The sequence below is a fragment of the Bartonella bacilliformis Ver097 genome (assembly GCF_000709795.1).
Lineage (GTDB): Bacteria > Pseudomonadota > Alphaproteobacteria > Rhizobiales > Rhizobiaceae > Bartonella > Bartonella bacilliformis_A.
The window spans coordinates 187,235-203,895 of sequence record NZ_KL503802.1 but is presented as its reverse complement, the minus strand read 5'-3'; the positions used below and the strand labels follow the sequence as shown (position 1 = coordinate 203,895).

Genomic DNA, 16,661 nt, shown 5'->3' with positions numbered 1-16,661 from the left:
GCAATGGTACTTTTACAATACTAATGTATAATATGTTTCTCAGACTGATTTAGGTAACTAGATTTTAGAAAAAATTATGTAAGAGGAAGATATTTTTCAACGGTGACGCAAGAGTGGTAAAATAAACATCTATTGCTGATAAATTAAAAGGATTTGATGAGCGTTCTCTTGATATTTTTCATAGTGTTTGAAGTTTATCTTAATGATGGTGAACCTGTAGGATTGCGTAATTTTTCACAACTTTTACAAAAACCTTATCGTCTGCGACGATTCGTAATGCGGTAAGTGGTTTTGAGCATCTGAGTTTAATCTATCACCTCATGTATTTGTAGGATAAATGCCAACACAATCAGGATTACGATTTTTGTTGATGCATTTACGGAAGTGAATGATTTACCCATTGAAGAGCGCGAAAATATTGATACATACATCAAAGAAGTTGGTTATGCACAATTAACGAAAGCAAAAAATTTTCTCAATGTCCACATTCAGGGTCATACACTCCAGTGAAGCTAAAATAAAAATTGGCGTGCTCATGCTTAAAAAACACGGGCAGCTCTTGATGAATTGTTTCATCATTTTGTTGAGACCGGGTTAATTCTTTAGGGAGGACAAGAGGCAGATCATAAAATGCATTGTATCGTTTGTAGGCAGAGCAATTTGCTTGAGTACATAAAGGCAAGAAGAGGATTTAGAGCGGTTGAGATATTTATTTGATGATTTTGAAATACGTGAAAGTATGGCATAGCTCCTTAATTTGGCAGATGACGGTTTAGGAGCGCGTATTTTTATTAATTTAGAAAATAAGTTATTTTCACTTTCTGATTCTTCGTTTAGTGGTAATGTCTTATTGTGATGCACGAGCAAGGGTGGGTGCTCTAAGCGTTAGTGGGGTCAAAACGGCTTAATTGTGAAGCATTGTGCCTATAGTTAATTATATAGCTCAGTTTATGTCTTTACTGCGTTAGTGTATGTGTTAGACATTTTGTTGATAGATATTCATTCGTGTTGAGATGCACAAATACTTCTTGATTTTTGATGACAAAATTTCGATATCAAGAGCAATAAACCTTATAAAGGAATGCAACTTTTATGTTTGATGAAAAAAACAAATTTACTGACGCTTCATTTGAAAATTGCGATTTAAAAAATCCAGCTGATCATGATACCCTTAAACAGGCTGCTGATGAGCTTTTAAAAATGCACAAAGGAAAAGAAGAGGTGTGCACAGACATTGAAGAAGAAGGAAATGAGTCTACGGATCTTTTAGCCACTTTACAGGATGAAAATAAAGAGCTGAAGGATCAACTTTTGCGTCTTGCTGCAGATATGGAAAATCTTCGACGTCGTACGATACGTGATGTAGCTGATGCAAAAATTTATTCAATTGCCAATTTTGCTCGTGATATGTTGTCTGTCTCTGATAATCTTAATCGTGCTTTAGAAGCTATTCCAACGGATGCACGTGAAAGTGATATAAATTTAAAAATGTTAGCTGAAGGTGTGGAAATGACTGAACGTGCGATGATGGCCGCTTTAGAACATCATGGAGTTAAGAAAATTTGTCCAGAAGGGCAAAGATTTGATCCTAATTTTCATCAGGCAATGTTTGAAATTTCCAATTCTGATGTTCCAGATAATACTGTACAGCAGGTTGTTCAAGCCGGTTATATCATTGGTGAGCGTGTTTTGCGCCCAGCAATGGTTGGTGTGGCTAAGGGGGGGCCTAAAGAAAATTCTACTGAGGCCAATTCAGCATAAAAATATCAATAAATAAAGCATTTTTAGTGTGAAGCTGCATTGGTGTTGACTTTTATGCTATTAAGGGTGTTTATTTTGATAGTTGATAAATTTTAGAGGGGTCGCGTAGAAGCTTGCCCTGCTGATAGACTTTTCTCTTCCCGTTGAAAGGAATGTGGTGTAGTTTTTCACCTTGTTGTTCTGTTTTTTGCTTCGCTTAGAGAATTTACCTTTGCAAGGGGAAGCATAATGATAAATCGTGCACCAATTTTGCTATTTTCAAGGGTGGGATCAATAATATTTTCAGCGGTGAGTGTTCCATTATGAGCTTCAATAATTTGCCGACTAATAAAAAGACCCAGTCCTGAATTTTGTCCAAATGTGTCTTCATTTGGTCGGTCAGTATAAAAACGTTCAAAAATATGATCAATATTCTCTGAACTAATACCAGGACCATTATCTTCAACTGTTAAAATAAGAGTGGAAACTTTAGCTGTCATAGTAATCCAGATTTTTCCGTTATCATGAGGAACGAAGGAACGTGCATTCGCAAGGAGATTAGAAATAACCTGACTTAACCGTAATTCATGTCCTAAAACAAAATAATGCTTATTATGAGGACGGGGGACGATATTAAGATTGATATCGATTGTTTGTTGACTAGAATATACTTCACGAACAGCGTAAATGAGATTTTCTAAAAGTAGATTCATATCAACGGTTTGTGCAGTTTCACGAGCAAGTTCTGCATCTAACCGCGAAGCATCAGAAATATCAGTAATTAAACGATCAAGACGGCGGATATCATGTTGAATAATTTTAAGCAATGTTTCCTGTGTTGCTTTATTTTTGGTCAGTGGTAGCGTCTCGATAGCGCTTTGTAGCGAAGTGAGAGGATTTTTTAGCTCATGGCTCACATCTGCAGCAAAACGTTCAATGGCTTCAATGCGCATGTAAAGAGCATTTGTCATATCACGTATAGAGGTTGAAAGATGACCAATTTCATCTTCACGTTCGGAAAAATCAGGAATTTCTACTCGTTTGTTGTTACCATAACGTACACGATTGGCAGAAGCAGATAGTTTGCTCAATGGATGAGCAATTGTATGCGCTAAAAATAGAGAAAGTACTAAAAGAACACTCCCAACGATCGCAAAAACTTTAAAAATTATGAGTCTTTCACCTTTTACGATATCATCAATATCTGAACCAAGGGTTGAAAGAAGAAGAGCACCCACGACTGCACGATAACGCTGAACAGGAACAGCAACTGAAACGATTAATTGGCCTTGTCTGTTACGTCGTTTAGCGGTTGCGGAAGAGCCATTTAATGCTTGGTAAACTTCCGGGTGGATATCGATGTAACTTTTGGCTTGCTCTCTATCAAGGGCAAGACCATTGCCATAAAGTGTATTTGAAAACCATGAACATAGAGATTTCCATAAGGTTTTTTTGGTTTCAATAGGTGGTAAATCATAGCTGAAAACTTTGCCACTAGAATAAAGAACGCGTGAATCAAGAAGCAAAGTAGCATCACGGTCATAGATACGCGCTCTTGTTGTTTCGGGTGCGATGAGTCGGCGTAACAATGGTACAATTTGTTCAGGATTAATAGGGAAATCCCAAGTATCTGTTGATTGAGGTGTTGGAGCAACACTTTCTCCAATTTGTAACTCTAGAAGCTTTTGAGGATCAATTAAAATAGAATTTGTATCTATTGTTGCAGAAGCAGCGATAGCTCCAGCAATAATTTCCCCTTGAGTACGCAAACTTTCAATTTTCGCTTCAATTAAACCATCACGAAATTGATTAAGATATAAAATACTTGTAACCAGGATACCAAGAGCAGCAAGGTTTAAAATGACAATACGGCGTGTAAGGCTGGAAAGAAATAATTTTTTAAAAAGGTGCTGTATTCGCTGATGTAAATCAACTAGTATAAAAAAGCGTGTTGGAGGAAGAACACTTAGCGTTTCATTTGTAAGAGTACTTGGCTGAATATTCTTTTTCATTAGTTTCATTGTTATGCAAGCTTTTTCAGTGAAATGGTTTTACACTTCATGAAAACGATAACCTACACCATAAAGTGTTTCAATCATTGCAAAATCATCATCCACTTGTTTAAATTTTTTACGTAAACGCTTAATGTGACTATCGATAGTGCGATCATCTACATAGACTTGATCGTTATAGGCCGCATCCATTAAAGCATCACGACTTTTAACTACTCCTGGACGTTGTGCTAAAGTTTGAAGAATCAAAAATTCTGTGACCGTTAAGATGACAGGTCTATCTTTCCATGTGCAGGTGTGGCGTTCTTGATCCATTACCAGGTCTCCTCGTTTAAAGGAAGAGGTAGGGGATACACCTGTTGGTACCGGTTGGTTACGAATGTTGAAACGGCGCAAAATAGCTTTGACTCTCTCGATGAGAAGACGTTGAGAGAAGGGTTTGGTAATAAAATCATCCGCTCCCATTTTGAGGCCAAAAAGTTCGTCGATTTCATCATCTTTAGAGGTAAGAAAGATAACTGGAATATCAGATTTTTGGCGTAGTCGACGCAGAAGTTCCATACCGTCCATACGTGGCATTTTAATATCAAAAATAGCCAAATGTGGAGGATGCAGTGTTAAAGATTTAAGTGCAGATACTCCATTTGTGTAGCTTTCAACGTGATACCCTTCTGTTTCAAGTGCAAAAGATAAGGATGTCAAAATATTGCGGTCATCATCAACAAGTACAATCGTTTGGGTGACTGTTGGAGTATTCTTCATGGTTTTTTGAACCTCTCTGTTTCTTTAATAAGACGTTGACCACATTAAATTATATGGAGATTTACATTTTTTTTGCAAAACAAATATGGTGCAAATTGTGGCAGAGTCAAAAGTCTTTTATTTTCACAGTGAAAAGCTATTTTATTTTGCAAATTTGTAATGTTTTTTGCTAATTTAAGATTCCTGTACAAATTAGAAAATTCTATTGTGATGTTTTCTTGTCGAAATTTACCGTAGTTTTCATCTAAGAAGTAGATGGAATTATTTTCAATAAGTTCAAGTTGATAAAATCTACCTATATATTAAAAATAGTGAGAGAAAGTATTGTGATGATAAGACCAAAAGGTCACCATCCCATGAAAGAAGATGAATGGGTTTTTATTTTGTTAAAATGGTTGATTTTGGCCAATCATTAAACTGAAAGAGACAATTTTGAATATGAGAGCTTTACATTAAATTTTCTTGACGAAACTTGATCTTAGAAAAATTTTGTGCATGTCTGAAATGTGCCCAAGCTTAACAAATCAGTGAACAAGCTTTTTTATAATAGTAAACTGCTCATTTTAATCTATGCTTAAGCCAAGGGAGAATATAGAATTTTCCTATATTTTTCAGTGTGTCATAGGGGGTGGATAATTATATGAAGCATCTACATTAAAGTAAATATCAATGACACCAGCTTTTTCAAATGTCAGCTTTGCGTTAATTTTGTCACCTTTTTGGAATGGTTGTGAAAGTCCTATGAACATTATATGATCACCACCAGGTTTCAGTTTAATTTCGCCAGATCCTGGAATTTCAATACCATTGGTAAGGTGTTTCATTTGCATAATATCATTATTAATTGCTATAGAGTGAATTTCTGTTGTTTTTACTCCATTTGTTTCAACAGAGATGAGTCGATCGGGGGTATTTCCGTGGTTAATAATGTGAAAATAACCACTGCTGATTTTTGTCCCCTTTAACGTTGCACGTATCCAAGGATGCACGATTTCTATATCACCAGTTTTATACTGGTGAGCGTTTGCGGTTATGGGTAAAGTTACAAAAACAGAGATAAGAACAATACACCCAATATTGGTGATAAACTTTTTGAGTGCATATTGTGCGTGAGCAATCGGTGTAGACATAAAATTTTCCATTCTGCAAACAATAAATGTTGTAGTTGACTGAATCCTTATGCATTGAACTTACTTTCATCAATGCTTTCTTGTATTTTGAACTAAGCCTTTGATTATATAAGCATGAAAGATGGTATTGTTCAAATTATATTGGCTTAAAAAATTAAAATAGTTAAGAAAATTCATTAAGAATAGGCAGTTCATTTTTTCTTAAAAATGTGTGTTTAATACTACAATAAATGCAGAATTTTCTGTATTTATTAATTAATGAATATAAAGATTGTTGATTAGTATAAATTATAAATATATATAATATTTTTATAATTTTATTGTTTTAAAAATATACTTTAATAAAGGTATTATTTAAATATTTTTTGTAATTTTGAAATATAAAATACAAATAAAAAACTAAATAATAGTTTTATTTTTTCAATACTTATGATGTATTTACATTTTCGTGAAAATTTAAGGTAAGATATGATATAATATCTGTATCTATGGTGTTTAAAGCAGTAGAAATACTTATTTTAAAAGAAAATTTTCATTTTAGGAATGTTTCTTTTGTTATTCTCTTGTAGGGATGAAAGGCTGTTCTTATATACCAAAAAAGACTCGTTGTGATTCTCAAATTGTTGTATGTGATTTGGAGTCAAATATGAGCGTTGAATAATAAGGAGCTGTCTTGGAAAGATGCTTGATAAAGATTTAGACAGCTTGCTGAATGGAGATTAAAATATGGCAAAAGTAATTGGTATTGATTTGGGGACGACCAACTCTTGTGTTGCTGTCATGGATGGCAAAAATGCAAAGGTTATTGAAAATTCAGAAGGAGCACGGACAACACCTTCTGTTGTTGCTTTTACTGATAGCGGTGAACGACTTGTGGGGCAACCTGCTAAACGACAGGCAGTTACTAATCCTGAGGGAACAGTTTTTGCAGTTAAGCGTTTGATTGGACGCCGCTTTGATGATCCCATGGTTGAGAAAGATAAAGCGCTTGTACCTTACAAAATTGTTAAAGGTGACAATGGTGACGCATGGGTTGAAGAAAACGGTAAAAAATATTCTCCATCGCAAATTTCAGCAATGATTTTGCAAAAGATGAAAGAAACAGCAGAATCTTATCTTGGTGAAAAGGTTGAGCAAGCTGTTATTACTGTTCCTGCTTATTTCAATGATGCACAGCGTCAGGCGACCAAAGATGCCGGTAAAATTGCTGGGCTTGAAGTGTTACGAATCATCAATGAGCCTACAGCTGCTGCTTTGGCTTATGGTTTGGATAAGAAGGATGGCAAAACTATTGCTGTGTACGATCTTGGTGGTGGTACGTTTGATATTTCTGTGCTTGAAATTGGAGATGGTGTTTTTGAGGTTAAGTCAACCAATGGGGATACGTTCTTAGGTGGTGAAGATTTTGACATGTGCTTGGTGAGCTATTTTGCCGATGAGTTTAAGAAAGAACAAGGAATTGATCTCAAAAATGATAAATTGGCTTTACAGCGTTTGAAAGAAGCAGCAGAAAAAGCAAAGATTGAGCTTTCTTCTTCACAGCAAACTGAAGTTAATTTGCCGTTTATAACTGCTGATCAGTCTGGTCCTAAGCACTTAACGATGAAATTAACCCGAGCAAAATTTGAATCTCTCGTTGACGATTTGGTTCAGCGCACGATCAAACCTTGTAAAGCTGCATTGAAAGATGCAGGATTACGCGCTGGTGAGATTGACGAGGTTGTTTTGGTGGGTGGTATGACTCGCATGCCTAAGATTCAAGAAGTAGTGCAAAACTTCTTCGGTAAAGATCCCCACAAGGGCGTCAATCCTGATGAAGTTGTAGCTATGGGTGCAGCAATTCAGGGTGGAGTTTTGCAGGGTGACGTAAAAGATGTTTTGCTTCTGGATGTTACGCCTCTCTCTTTAGGTATTGAAACGTTAGGAGGGGTATTTACACGTTTAATTGAACGTAATACCACTATTCCGACTAAGAAATCTCAAACTTTTTCGACAGCTGATGACAATCAGAATGCAGTAACTATTCGTGTTTTCCAAGGTGAACGCGAAATGGCCAATGATAACAAATTATTGGCTCAATTTGACCTTGTTGGTATTCCACCAGCACCGCGTGGCGTTCCTCAAATTGAGGTTACTTTTGATATTGACGCAAATGGTATTGTGAATGTTTCGGCTAAGGATAAAGGCACTGGTAAGGAGCATCAGATTCGTATTCAGGCATCAGGCGGTTTAAGTGATGCTGATATTGAAAATATGGTTAAAGATGCAGAATCACACGCTGCTGAGGATAAAAAGCGTCGTGAAAGTGTTGAAGCCAAAAATCAGGCAGAAGCCCTCATTCATTCAACTGAAAAGTCATTAACTGAATATGGCGATAAGGTATTGGCTGAAGATAAAGGTCAGATTGAAGCAGCAATAGCAGATTTGAAAGCTGTTCTTGATGGGGACAATTCTGAAGAAGTGAAAGCAAAAATGCAGAAATTAGCAGAAGTCAGTATGAAGCTCGGACAAGCTATGTATGAGGCTTCTAATGCATCTGCAGAGGCTGATTCTACAGTAGGTTCAACAAATGATGATGTAGTTGATGCTGATTTCGAAGAAATTGATGATAAAAAGAAATAGTTGAAACCAATGGATTGATAGGTTAATAAGCCCAGCCTCATGTTTCACAGGCTGGGCTTATTGTTGGGGAGCAGTTGTCATTCTGTTGCTGATGAAATATACATTGAAACAAATATTATTCATGAAATGAATAACGGAAAATTTATCAGGAATATATGATGAAAGTCGATTATTATGCAGTTCTTGGCGTAACACGTGAATGTGATGATAAAAAGCTGAAATCTGCTTTTCGCAAACTTGCAATGCAATATCATCCTGATCGTAATCCAGGGGATAAAGAAGCAGAACAGAAATTCAAGGAAATTGGTGAAGCTTATGAAATTCTGAAAGATCCTCAGAAGCGGGCTGCATATGATAGGTTTGGTCATGCGGCTTTTGACAACAATAGTCGTGGAGGAGCTAGCCCATTTGGCAGTGGATTTTCTGCAAGTGGTGGGTTTGCTGATATTTTTGAAGATTTCTTTGGCGAAGTTATGGGGGGTGGGCACCGGAAACGGAGTAATGGCCGTGAACGTGGTGCGGATCTAAGTTATAATATGGAAGTGACATTGGAAGAAGCCTTTGCAGGAAAAACTGTGCAAATTAATATTCCAAGTTTGATTATGTGTGATGCTTGTGAAGGATCAGGTGCAAAAAAAGGTTATGAGCCACAAACTTGTGGAATTTGCCATGGAACTGGACGTGTACGCGCTGCGCAGGGATTTTTTTCTATTGAACGGACATGTTCAAAATGCCATGGTCGTGGCGAAATTATTACAGATCCGTGTTTGAAATGTCATGGGACAAGGCGCGTGGAAAAAACACGTTCGTTGCGTGTGAGTGTTCCAGTGGGTATTGAAGATGGGACTCGTATTCGTCTTTCTGGTGAAGGTGATCCAGGTAGTCGTGGTGGCCCTGCGGGTGATTTGTATATTTTTCTTTCCATTAAGCCGCATGAATTTTTTCAACGAGATGGAGCAGATCTTCATTGCCGCGTTCCTATTTCAATGACTACAGCTGCTTTAGGAGGAGAGTTTGAGGTTGCTGATCTTGAAGGTATTCAATCACGGGTTAAAGTCCCAGAAGGAACACAAAATGGACGTCAATTCCGCCTTAAAGGTAAAGGAATGCCTATATTGCGCCAACAGGCAAGAGGTGATCTTTACATTCATATTACCATTGAGACACCACAGAAATTGACGCAAGAGCAACGCGAATTGTTACAACAATTTGATAAGCTTTCAAATCATGAAAATTCACCACAATCACATGGTTTTTTTTCGCGTATGAAAGAATTTTTTGAAAATATTTCTAGTCAGCATTAATGAATCTATGTGAATTTAGGAAAGTGATAAAAAATACACAATAGTGATTGAAAAAAGATTTGTCAGAATATTCTATCAAATAGACAAGCAAATTTTTCTTCAAAAAAGTCATTAAATTTTTAAGTGGGGAACAGAAAATATAAAAACGCTTGACTATATTATTTAATAGGAGATGTCATAGAGTATGTTGGGGGATTTGCAAATAGCATGAGTTAATTGAATAAGCGCAACAATGAATGCTCGGTATCATATATTTCGTATTATATGGTGCATATTCGTTTGCTAATTGTGCACTGTTTCTCCAAAATTCTTTCGTATTTTTTGCTTATAAAAGATTATCGGATAGTGATATTCTATATTTCCTGAAAGTTCTTCAGTATCAATTAGTATGAAGAAAGAAATTTCTTGTGTCTGATCTCAAGAGTGTTTAGGGAACGGCTTTAAGGAAAAATTGATGATTGTCGTAGGTTGAGTAAAGAGAAGTTTATTTTAAAATCTGTTTTTATTTTCCTAAATTCCTTTAAGAGAAGGAAAAAATAATAAAGAGGTTCTTTTGATGGATAATGTTGCAAATAATGATGTAGATGTTTTGGAAAAACAAGCGGCATTTTTGTCATCTGCTTTACCTTATATGCAAAAATATGAAAATGAAACGGTCGTTATAAAATATGGCGGACATGCTATGGGCAATCTCGCTTTAGGGCAGGCGTTTGCACGTGATATTGCTTTATTGAAGCAATCTGGCGTTAATCCTATTGTCGTTCATGGTGGTGGTCCACGAATTGCTGAAACTTTAAAGAAAATGGGGATCGAATCACGGTTTGAAAGTGGTTTACGCGTGACGGATGAAAAGATCGTTGAAGTCGTTGAAATGGTTTTGGCAGGATCAATTAATAAAGAAATTGTAGCGCTTATTAATGCTGAAGGTGAATGGGCGATTGGACTTTGCGGCAAGGATGGTAATATGGTTTTTGCTGAAAAGGTGCATAAAACGGTAATCGATCCTAATTCGAATAGTGAACGTGTTCTAGACTTGGGATTTGTTGGTGAGCCTGTTGAAATTGATCGAACATTGCTAGATTTTTTAGCGTGTTCTGAAATGATTCCGGTTATTGCTCCTATCGCTCCGGGCCGTGATGGCAAAACTTATAATATTAATGCTGATATTTTTGCAGGAGCAATTGCTGGAGCTTTGGAAGCTAAACGCCTTTTGTTTTTAACAGATGTGCCTGGTGTTCTGGATAAAGAGGGGAAGGTTTTAAAAGAATTAACAATTGCTGAAGCTAAAAATCTCATCAAAGATGGAACAATTTCAGGTGGTATGATTCCAAAAGTTGAAACCTGTATTAAAGCTATTCAAAATGGTGTAGAAGGTGTGGTTGTTTTGAATGGCAAAACCTCCCATCCTGTTTTGTTGGAGTTATTTACCGAGCATGGAGCTGGAACGCTTATCGTTTTGTAATATGTAAGGGTAAGTTTAAGGGTGGAGCTTTTCATGGTCAGAATAAAACAGTTTGAATACCCTTTATTAAGTAAGCAAGAATTAGCTTTGTGTGCCGCAACAATGCTTTGGGGTGTTACATTTTTAATCATTCATATTGCGGTACGTTATAGCGGTCCTCTTTTTTTTGTAGGATTTCGTTTTATGGTTGCGGCACTTATCTCTGGGATGATTTTTTGGCGATCGATGAAAGGCATAACCATTTATGAAATTTTTGCTGGTATGTGTATTGGTCTGGGAATGTTTCTTGGTTATGTTTTACAAACAGCAGGGCTTCAGACGATTATCAGTAGTCAGTCAGCTTTTATTACGGCGCTTTATGTGCCGGTGGTACCAGTATTGCAATGGATTTTTTTTAAAAAAAACCCACATGTAGCGAGGTGGGTGGGTATTCTTTTCGCTTTTGTCGGGCTTATGCTTGTTTCTGGGCAAGGAATACAAGGTATTAATTTTTCAATAGGCGAAATTCTTACTCTGTTAGGAGCTATAGCAATTGCTGTAGAAATTATTCTGATAGGTTTTTTCGCAGGAAGAGTAGATAGTCGGCGTATAACGGTTGTACAGTTATTTTTTGGAGGTCTTTTTTCATTTTTCTGTATGCCTTTGATGGATGAAACTATTCCTGAATTTTCATGGGTGTGGTTCAGTATAGGTATAGCGTTAGCTCTTATGAGTGCAGTGATTCAATTAACAATGAATTGGGCACAGAAATCTATTTCGCCTACTCGTGCAACACTTATTTATGCAGGCGAACCTGTGTGGGCTGGTATTGTTGGGCGTTTAGCGGGTGAGCGTTTATCTGCTTCTGCTTTATTAGGTGGTTTGCTTATTCTGATTGGGATCATAGTATCAGAGTTACAACCTTCACAATGGTGTAAAAAAGATAAAATGGTCAAAAAGATCGATTAGGTTTCTTGTTTTTAGGTTATTCTTTTGTACGATGATGTTTCCTGAAAAAAGTCAGTGTATGACATTTTAAAAGATCTATAAGCTCTAATAAAGAGTAAAAAGTTAAAATAAGGCAATTTTATTAGTGAATTTTTTTGATATTTTTTGCAAGGCTCTTAAGAGGGATTTAATTGGTCTTTGCGTTTTGTGTTATTCTTTGCTAAATCGCCCTCTATGACAATAGATCGTAATTATATCCGTAATTTCTCCATTGTGGCTCACATTGACCACGGAAAATCAACTTTGGCTGATCGTTTAATTCAAATGACAGGAGGCCTTGAGACACGAGAGATGAAAGATCAAGTCCTTGATTCTATGGATATTGAGCGTGAACGTGGCATTACGATTAAAGCGCAAACAGTACGCTTGCACTATGAAGCAAAAAATGGTGAAATATACATCTTAAATCTTATTGATACACCTGGCCATGTTGATTTTGCTTATGAAGTATCACGTTCATTGGCAGCTTGTGAGGGGTCATTGCTGGTGGTGGATGCTAGCCAAGGGGTGGAAGCACAAACGTTAGCAAATGTTTACCAAGCTATTGATAAGAATCATGAGTTAGTTGTTGTTCTCAATAAGGTGGATCTTCCTGCTGCAGAACCTGAGCGTGTGAAAAAGCAAATCGAAGATGTGATCGGCATTGATGCATCTGAAGCAGTAGAAATATCAGCAAAGACAGGTTTAGGGGTTATTGATGTCTTAGAAGCAATTGTAATGCAATTGCCACCTCCTAGCACTGGTGATGTTACCAAACCTTTAAAGGCGATGTTGGTTGATAGCTGGTATGATGCTTATCTTGGTGTTATTGTTTTGGTGCGCGTGATTGATGGTATCTTGAAAAAAGGCCAAATTATCCGCATGATGGGTACAGGCGCAAAATATCCAATTGAACGGATTGGAGTGTTTACTCCAAAAATGATTCAGGTTGATGAATTAGGGCCAGGAGAGATTGGTTTTATTACGGCTTCTATTCGTGAAGTTGCTGATACACGTGTTGGGGATACAATCACTGAAGAGCGATGCGCTTGTGAAGAAATGTTACCAGGTTTTAAACCTGTTCAGCCGGTTGTTTTTTGTGGTCTTTTTCCAGTTGATGCAGCCCATTTTGAGGATTTACGTATCGCCATGGGAAAGTTGCGTTTAAATGACGCTAGCTTTTCTTTTGAGATGGAAACATCAGCGGCTTTGGGTTTTGGTTTTCGTTGTGGCTTTTTGGGGTTACTTCATCTTGAGATTATTCAAGAACGGTTAGAACGCGAATTTAATTTGGATTTAATTGCGACAGCGCCTTCAGTTGTTTATCGCATGAATATGAATAACGGTTCTATTAAGGAATTGCATAATCCAGCTGATATGCCTGATATTGTTAAAATTTCTTCCATTGAAGAACCATGGATTCGTGCAACAATTATGACACCTGATGATTATTTGGGATCAGTTTTAGCACTTTGCCAAGAACGACGTGGGTTACAAGTTAGTTTGAGCTATGTTGGGACGCGCGCTATGGTAACCTATGATTTACCCTTAAATGAGGTGGTGTTCGATTTTTATGACCGTTTAAAGTCGCTTTCGAAAGGATATGCTTCTTTTGATTACCAGATGACAGATTATGCTGAAGGGGATTTGGTCAAAATGTCTATTTTGATTAATGGAGAACCGATTGATGCATTGTCGATGCTAGTACACCGCAGCATAGCAGAAAAACGTGGGCGTTCTATGTGTGAAAAACTAAAAGATCTTATTCCACAACATATTTTTCAAATTCCAATTCAAGCAGCCATTGGTGGTAAAATTATTGCACGTGAAACAATTCGCGCGTTGCGCAAAGATGTGACAGCAAAATGTTATGGTGGTGATGTTACCCGTAAACGCAAACTGTTAGAAAAGCAAAAAGAGGGGAAAAAACGTATGCGCCAGTTCGGAAAGGTGACAATTCCGCAGTCAGCTTTTATTCAAGCACTGAAAATGGATAAATAGTCAAAAAATAGGAAATATTCCCTTTTTACCTTATTGGTTCACTGCTTACTGTACTGCTCATTGCTTAGGTATTTGAGGGTTTTTTAGTCACGCAAGAGATCATTAATCGATGTTTTTTCTCGCGTTTTTTGATCAACTCGTTTAACAATAACAGCGCAGTAAAGGTTGGGACCTGCTTCACCATTTGGTAATGGTTTTCCAGGGAGAGAACCTGGAACGACAACTGAATAAGCTGGCACTTCACCTATAAACACTTCACCTGTTGATCGGTCGATAATTTTTGTAGATTTTCCAATAAAGACTCCCATGCCTAAAACAGAACCTTCACGGATAATACATCCTTCAACAACTTCAGAACGTGCACCGATAAAACAATGATCTTCAATAATTGTTGGACTTGCTTGTAGTGGCTCTAAAACACCTCCAATGCCTACGCCACCAGAAAGGTGAACATGTTTACCAATTTGTGCGCAAGAACCAACAGTTGCCCACGTATCAATCATCGTTCCCTCATCTACATAAGCACCAAGATTAACAAAGGATGGCATCAAGATGACATTGGATGCTATATAAGCAGAACGGCGTACAATGGCTCCAGGAACTGAGCGAAAATTAGCTTTTTTAAAATCAGTTTCCTGCCAACCAGAAAATTTTGAAGGTATTTTATCCCACCAAAATGATTTATTTGCACCACCAGAAATTATATGCATAGGATTAAGCCGAAAGGACATAAGAACTGCTTTTTTCAACCATTCATGAACATGCCATTGGCCGTTTTCTTGGCGTTCTGCGACACGAATTTCACCTTTATCTAAAATGTTTAGGGTATGCTCAACACTGTCACGGATTTCTCCTTTTGTCGCTGTGTTAAGAGAATCGTGATTATTAAATGCTTTTTCAATAATCATTTTAAGTTGTATCAAATCGGTCATACCAAAGTTCCGTTAAATAAGTTGAAAGTATCGTATCTGTGTTATTATGATCTATAGTGTATGTGGTCAATAGAAGGATTCAAAAATGCTGCAAGATCAAGACAAAGGTATAGAAAAGGCTATAAAAAAAAGATAAAAAAGGAGTTTTTCCATCTGCAACAATGAAAGAATAGGTAATAAAGTTGTCTAATACACCACAAATGCGTTCGTTAACGTATCGTTTAGCTTATGTAGATCAAGAGTTTATGAAGCGCCCTGAATTGCGTTCACAACGTATTAGCCTTGAATTTTTAAAGCCAGAAATAGTGCTTCAGGAATGTGATATTGAATCAACAGTTGTTATATTTGGTGGGGCTAGAATTCCTGAACCTGGGCAAGATGCTTGGACAGCAAAAAATGAAACGCAAAAGAAAAATTTGCAAACAATGTCACAATATTATGATGAAGCAAGAGAGTTTGCACGTTTATGTTCGTGCTATTCTGCTACTACAGGATATCGCGAATTTGTGATTGTCACGGGGGGAGGGCCTGGGGTCATGGAAGCGGGAAATCGTGGTGCTGTTGATGTTGATGCTCCAACAATAGGTTTGAATGTTGTTTTACCTCATGAGCAAATACCCAATATTTACGTATCTCCGCATTTGTGTTTTAATTTTCATTATTTGACAATGCGCAAAACACATTTTTTAATACGGGCGAAAGCTTTGGCTGTTTTCCCAGGGGGATTTGGGACTTTGGATGAGCTTTTTGAAGCTTTAACTCTTATGCAAACAAGACGTATGCAAAAGGTTCCAATTTTAATGTTCGGTAAGAAATTTTGGAAAAATCTTATCAATTTTGATTATTTATCTGAACAAGGAATGATTTCTCCTACGGACATAGATTTATTGACATTTGTTAATACAGCAGCAGAAGCGTTTGAAGAAATTCGTTCTTTTTATCAGCTTGCTTAATGACAGTTTGAGAATAAATTTTCTAAGATGTGCTAATAATCAACTTGTGTCAAATAAAGGCCTGAAGAAGGTGCAACCATGCCACAGCGTGCGCGATCTTTAGCATGGAGGGCTTTTTCAAGATCTTGAGCTGTCCAGCGTCCTATACCAATTTCCATGAGGCTTCCCGCAAATGAACGGATTTGATGATGAAGAAAAGAGCGGGCTCGTGCATAAAGAAAAATTTCTTCTCCTTCTCTTTGAACATCTAGACATTCAAGAGTGCGAATAGGACTTTTAGCTTGGCAGTGTACTGATCGGAAAGTTGTAAAATCATGTTTTCCTACAAGTTTTTGTGCGGCTTTATGCATCGCATCAGCATTCAGAGGTCTCGGTAGCCACCATACGCGTTTGGCATTTAAAGCTGGCGGTGCACGACGGTTGAGAATTTTAAAAAGATAATGACGTTTAACTGCAGATAATCGCGCATCAAAGCTATCGGGGATATTTTCTACATTTAAGATAGCAATATTGTCGCCTTGTTTCCGTAAATAAGTGTTAAGCGCATTATGTATCGTATTCACATGCCAGTCTTTTTCAAAATCAACATGAGCAACTTGCCCGGTAGCATGTACACCAGCATCGGTTCTGCCTGCTGTCGTAATGGTAAGTTGTTGGCCGCTAAAGTGAAAAATAGCTTGTTCAACAGCACCTTGTACGGTGCGAAGTTCTGCTTGGCGTTGCCAGCCAGCGTAATTTGAACCATCATATTCAAGGGTAAGTTTAAAACGTGCCATA

At 37.2% G+C, this 16,661-nt stretch carries 12 protein-coding genes and 1 pseudogene; 8 read left to right on the top strand and 5 right to left on the bottom strand.

The window, feature by feature from the left end:
* Positions 1-198: 198 nt before the first annotated feature.
* Together H710_RS06320 and grpE are read left to right on the top strand one after the other, a co-directional pair.
* Positions 199-968 (top strand): annotated as a pseudogene (locus H710_RS06320) (hypothetical protein); the annotation flags it as partial.
* Positions 969-1,092: 124 nt separating this feature from the next.
* Entirely contained in the window at positions 1,093-1,761 is a 669-nt protein-coding gene (grpE, locus tag H710_RS00830; RefSeq protein WP_041848967.1) for a nucleotide exchange factor GrpE, read from the top strand.
* Between the two features lie 167 nt (positions 1,762-1,928).
* Here grpE and H710_RS00825 read toward each other — a convergent pair whose 3' ends face one another.
* The 3 genes from H710_RS00825 to H710_RS00815 all read right to left on the bottom strand — a co-directional run bounded on the left by H710_RS00825 (position 1,929) and on the right by H710_RS00815 (position 5,644).
* Positions 1,929-3,752 carry a sensor histidine kinase gene (locus H710_RS00825; RefSeq protein WP_041849190.1) on the bottom strand — a complete coding sequence of 608 codons (1,824 nt, stop codon included), beginning with the start codon at positions 3,750-3,752 and terminating at the stop codon, positions 1,929-1,931.
* Between the two features lie 39 nt (positions 3,753-3,791).
* Positions 3,792-4,514, bottom strand: coding sequence for a response regulator transcription factor (locus tag H710_RS00820; protein WP_041848966.1), 723 nt, complete (start codon positions 4,512-4,514; stop codon positions 3,792-3,794).
* A 611-nt stretch (positions 4,515-5,125) separates the two neighbouring features.
* The gene (locus H710_RS00815; RefSeq protein WP_080772743.1) at positions 5,126-5,644 is read right to left on the bottom strand and encodes a copper chaperone PCu(A)C; all 519 of its coding nucleotides are present in this window, start codon (positions 5,642-5,644) and stop codon (positions 5,126-5,128) included.
* 726 nt (positions 5,645-6,370) lie between these two features.
* Between H710_RS00815 and dnaK the strand changes: the two genes are divergently transcribed.
* The 5 genes from dnaK to lepA all read left to right on the top strand — a co-directional run bounded on the left by dnaK (position 6,371) and on the right by lepA (position 13,999).
* The gene (gene dnaK, locus H710_RS00810; RefSeq protein ID WP_041848964.1) at positions 6,371-8,266 is read left to right on the top strand and encodes a molecular chaperone DnaK; all 1,896 of its coding nucleotides are present in this window, start codon (positions 6,371-6,373) and stop codon (positions 8,264-8,266) included.
* 158 nt (positions 8,267-8,424) lie between these two features.
* Positions 8,425-9,570: a molecular chaperone DnaJ gene (gene dnaJ / locus H710_RS00805; RefSeq protein WP_041848963.1), complete on the top strand. Its 1,146-nt coding sequence runs from the start codon at positions 8,425-8,427 to the stop codon at positions 9,568-9,570.
* 556 nt (positions 9,571-10,126) lie between these two features.
* Positions 10,127-11,032: an acetylglutamate kinase gene (gene argB, locus H710_RS00800; protein WP_041848962.1), complete on the top strand. Its 906-nt coding sequence runs from the start codon at positions 10,127-10,129 to the stop codon at positions 11,030-11,032.
* A gap of 33 nt (positions 11,033-11,065) precedes the next feature.
* The gene (locus tag H710_RS00795) at positions 11,066-11,980 is read left to right on the top strand and encodes a DMT family transporter (RefSeq protein ID WP_041848961.1); all 915 of its coding nucleotides are present in this window, start codon (positions 11,066-11,068) and stop codon (positions 11,978-11,980) included.
* 213 nt (positions 11,981-12,193) lie between these two features.
* Positions 12,194-13,999: a translation elongation factor 4 gene (lepA, locus tag H710_RS00790; RefSeq protein ID WP_041849189.1), complete on the top strand. Its 1,806-nt coding sequence runs from the start codon at positions 12,194-12,196 to the stop codon at positions 13,997-13,999.
* Between the two features lie 83 nt (positions 14,000-14,082).
* Here the strand turns inward: lepA and dapD are convergent, their stop codons facing one another.
* Positions 14,083-14,931, bottom strand: coding sequence for a 2,3,4,5-tetrahydropyridine-2,6-dicarboxylate N-succinyltransferase (dapD, locus tag H710_RS00785; RefSeq protein WP_041848960.1), 849 nt, complete (start codon positions 14,929-14,931; stop codon positions 14,083-14,085).
* Between the two features lie 200 nt (positions 14,932-15,131).
* Here dapD and H710_RS00780 point away from each other — a divergent pair, with 200 nt between their 5' ends.
* On the top strand, positions 15,132-15,884 hold the full coding sequence (locus H710_RS00780) for an LOG family protein (RefSeq protein ID WP_080772742.1): 753 nt from the start codon (positions 15,132-15,134) through the stop codon (positions 15,882-15,884).
* Between the two features lie 32 nt (positions 15,885-15,916).
* On the opposite strand, the gene truA is transcribed toward H710_RS00780, so the two are convergent.
* Entirely contained in the window at positions 15,917-16,660 is a 744-nt protein-coding gene (gene truA / locus H710_RS00775; protein ID WP_041848959.1) for a tRNA pseudouridine(38-40) synthase TruA, read from the bottom strand.
* Between the last annotated feature and the right edge of the window lies 1 nt (position 16,661).